This is a genomic window from Streptomyces tricolor (genome assembly GCF_002155905.1).
GTDB classification, from domain to species: Bacteria; Actinomycetota; Actinomycetes; order Streptomycetales; family Streptomycetaceae; genus Streptomyces; species Streptomyces tricolor.
Genome location: NZ_MUMF01000660.1, coordinates 1 through 3135, shown reverse-complemented (window position 1 = coordinate 3135; position 3135 = coordinate 1). Strand labels below are relative to the sequence as shown.

At 73.2% G+C, this 3135-nt stretch carries 4 protein-coding genes; all 4 read right to left on the bottom strand.

What is annotated here, in order from left to right; genetic code table 11:
* The coding region (locus CCN44_RS36765; RefSeq protein ID WP_208639918.1) for a DUF6807 family protein at positions 1–173 on the bottom strand (173 nt) is incomplete at its 3' end.
* Positions 170–1285: a Gfo/Idh/MocA family protein gene (locus tag CCN44_RS36760; RefSeq protein ID WP_086703022.1), complete on the bottom strand. Its 1116-nt coding sequence runs from the start codon at positions 1283–1285 to the stop codon at positions 170–172. The genes CCN44_RS36765 and CCN44_RS36760, both read right to left, overlap by 4 nt.
* A 281-nt stretch (positions 1286–1566) precedes the next feature.
* Complete coding sequence (locus CCN44_RS36755) at positions 1567–1848, bottom strand: metal-sensitive transcriptional regulator (protein WP_086703019.1); 282 nt, start codon at positions 1846–1848, stop codon at positions 1567–1569.
* 127 nt (positions 1849–1975) lie between these two features.
* On the bottom strand, positions 1976–3135 hold a 1160-nt coding region (locus CCN44_RS36750), incomplete at its 5' end, for a MalY/PatB family protein (RefSeq protein ID WP_331478626.1).

Sequence of the window (3135 nt, the reverse complement as noted above, 5' to 3'; positions counted from 1 at the left end):
GGCCGGTAGCCGGTCACCGTGCGGCGGGCCAGGGTGCGGACGGGGTGGGCGTACGGCTTGCGGGACTCGAAGGGGTCGGGGTCGGGGCGGTAGACGTAGCGGAAGATCTCGGTCCCGTTCGATGCCTCGACCGCGAGGTGCTCGCCGTGGAGATGGCGGACGCGGATGGTCATGCGCGCTCCTTCGGGGCCCAGTCGGGGTGGCCTCCGTGCATGGCCGTGTAGTAGGGGTCGCCGGGGCCGATCTCGCCCGCGCGCACCGGCTGCCCGGTGAACGCCGCCTTGTACAGGGCGGCGGCGAACTCCAGGGCGGCGCGGGCGTCCTGGCCGCTGCCGGGGGGCCGGACGCCGCGGTCGTAGGCGTCGAGGAGGTGGCCGAGCTGGGCGGCGTGCGAGCTGGGGACGTCCTCGCCGGGGGTGCGCCAGGCGGCGGCGCGCTCGGGCCGGACCTGCGGGGCCGGCGTGTAGACCCAGTCGCCGTTGCCGTGCCCGTACAGGTGGGTCAGCTCCACCGTCGCGTCGGCGCAGTCGATGCGGATGCGGCTCACCTCGTCCGGCGAGAGCACGCTGTTGACGACGGTGGCGAGGGCTCCGCAGCGGAAGCGGACCAGGGCGGTGGAGACGTCCTCGCTCTCGATGTCGTGGACCAGCCGGGCCGCCATGGCCCGTATCTCCTCCCATTCGCCGAGCAGATGCAGCAGCAGGTCGTACTGGTGGATGCCGTGCCCCATGGTGGGCCCGCCGCCCTCGGTGGCCCACCGGCCGCGCCACGGCAGGGCGTAGTACGCGGCGTCCCGGTGCCAGGTGGTCTGGCAGTGCGCCACCAGCGGGGCGCCCAGCTCGCCGCGGCTGATCAGGTCGCGGGCGTGGACGGCACCGGAGCCGTAGCGGTGCTGGAAGATCACCGAGGCGTAGGCGCCGGACGCGTCCTCCGCGGCGGTGATGTCGTCGAGTTCGGCCGGCGACAGGCACAGCGGCTTCTCGCACAGCACCCAGGCGCCCGCCTTGAGGGCGGCCACGGTCTGCTCCCGGTGCAGCGCCGGCGGGGTGCCGATCAGCACCAGGTCCGGGCGTACGGCGTCCAGCATGGCGTCGGTCGAGGTGTACGCGGCGACCTGCGCGCCCGCGAGCTCCCGGAAGGCGTCCAGCCGGCCCCGGTCCACGTCGACGGCGGCGACGAGTTCGACCCGCTCGGCATGGGCTCTGAGCGCGGGCAGGTGGCTGCCGGTGACGATGGCACCGGTACCGATGACGGCGACCCGGCTGCGGGCTGCGGGCAGGGACATGCGGCGCTCCTCGGAGTTCGGCAGGACGGAAGCAGCCGTGGAAAGCGCTTGCTCCCGTAGCGCACGACCCTAGGGGCGGAGGGATTGTCAGGACAACCCCTGTGCGGGGCGGGGCGATTGAGGGCATGACGGGCACCGGTCCGGGCTGTCCGGCCCGCGCGCTCCCCTGGCCGTCGGGGAGGTGCGGTCGGTTGCCCGTCGGGGAGGTGTGGTCCGCTGCCCGGTCGAGGAGGTGTGGTCCGCTGCCCTTCGGGGCGGTGTGGTTCGCGGCGGAACCGCCGTTACGAGCGCACCAGGCGGGCGATCGCGTCGGACGCCTCCTTCAGCTTCCGCTCCCGTTCCTCGCCGCCCTCGGCGACCGCGCGGCTCACGCAGGTGGCCATGTGCTCGTCGAGCATCTGCAGGGCGAACGACTGCAACGCGCGGGTCACCGCGGAGACCTGGGTGAGGATGTCGATGCAGTACGTGTCCTCGGCCACCAGGCGCTGCAGGCCGCGCACCTGCCCCTCGATGCGACGGAGCCGCATCATCACGTCGTCCTTGTGTTGCTTCTGCGCCGCCATGACGTGGTTCTCCCTTCCCTCGGCCGAGGGCTGCCCCGCACCCGCGGCGCGTTCCCCTGGGAAAGATACCCCCGCCCGGTACGAAGCACCTGTGACCGACCGAGGCCGCCGGCGAGGCATCCGGCCCTCAGTCCAGGGACGTCCGCATCCGGCGCAGGATGTCGTGCAGAATGCTCCGGGACGTACCGAAGTTGAGCCGTACGAAGCCCTCGCCTTCGGTGCCGAACGAGCGGCCGTCGTTGAGCAGGACCCGGGCGTTCTTGAGGAAGAAGGTGTGCGGGTCGGTGTCCAGGCGCAGAGCGCGGCAGTCCAGCCAGGCGAGGAACGTCGCCTCCGGGACCCGGTAGCGCACGCCGGGCGGGAGTTCCTCGCGCACCAGGGCGGCGTTGCGCGCCAGGACCTGCTTCAGCTCCGCCAGCCACGCGTCCCCGTCCCGCCAGGCGGCCAGGGTGGCCGCGACGCCGAAGGTGTTCGGTTCGCCGTACAGATGGCTGGGGTGCGCCAGCGCCTCGCGCACCTCGGCGGCACCGACATGGGCGACGGCGCAGCGCACGCCCGGCACGTTGAACGCCTTCGTGGCCGAGGTCAGGGTCACCGTGCGCGCGGCCGCCTCGGCCGAGAGGGAGGCGAACGGGATGTGCCGGTGCGGGCCGTGGACGAGATCGGAGTGGATCTCGTCCGAGACGACCAGCAGGCCGTGCCGGAGCGCGAGATCCGCCAGCGCCTGAAGTTCCTCGCGCCGCAGCGCCCGTCCCGTCGGATTGTGCGGGTTGACCAGCAGCAGCACCCGGGCGGGCCGCTCGCGCAGCTCCCGGTCGAGCCGGTCGGCGTCGAACGTCCAGCTGTCGCCGTCCGGCGTGTACGGCACCGGGTGGCGGCGCCGCCCCATGCTCGCGATGGTCTCCAGGAACGGCGGGTAGGTCGGGGTGTGCACCACGACTCCGTCGCCCGGCCATGTCACGACGTTCAGTACCGCCTGCAGGCCCTGGTTGATGTCGGTGAACTCCCGTACGTGTGCCGGGTCGAGCACCCAGCCGTGGCGTGCGCGCATGCGCTCGGCGAAGGCGGGCCGCAGCGGGTTCCCGGCGCGCCGTCCGTCCCAGGCGGGGTAGCCGAGGTCCTCGTCCACGCACCGGATCAGGGCCTCGCGCACCGGGGGCGGGGGCGGGAAGTCCATCTCCGCGACCCACGCCGGAAGAACGTCCGGCTCGGCTCGGCTCCACTTGACTCCGGGGCGACGGGACAGGGCGCGGACGTCGAGGTCGTCGAACATGGGGCGCCTTTCTG

Coding starts and splice junctions, on each gene's coding strand:
- CCN44_RS36760 (WP_086703022.1), bottom strand. CDS start 1,285: ATGTCCCTGCCCGCAGCCCGCAGCCGGGTCGCCGTCATCGGTACCGGT.
- CCN44_RS36755 (WP_086703019.1), bottom strand. CDS start 1,848: ATGGCGGCGCAGAAGCAACACAAGGACGACGTGATGATGCGGCTCCGT.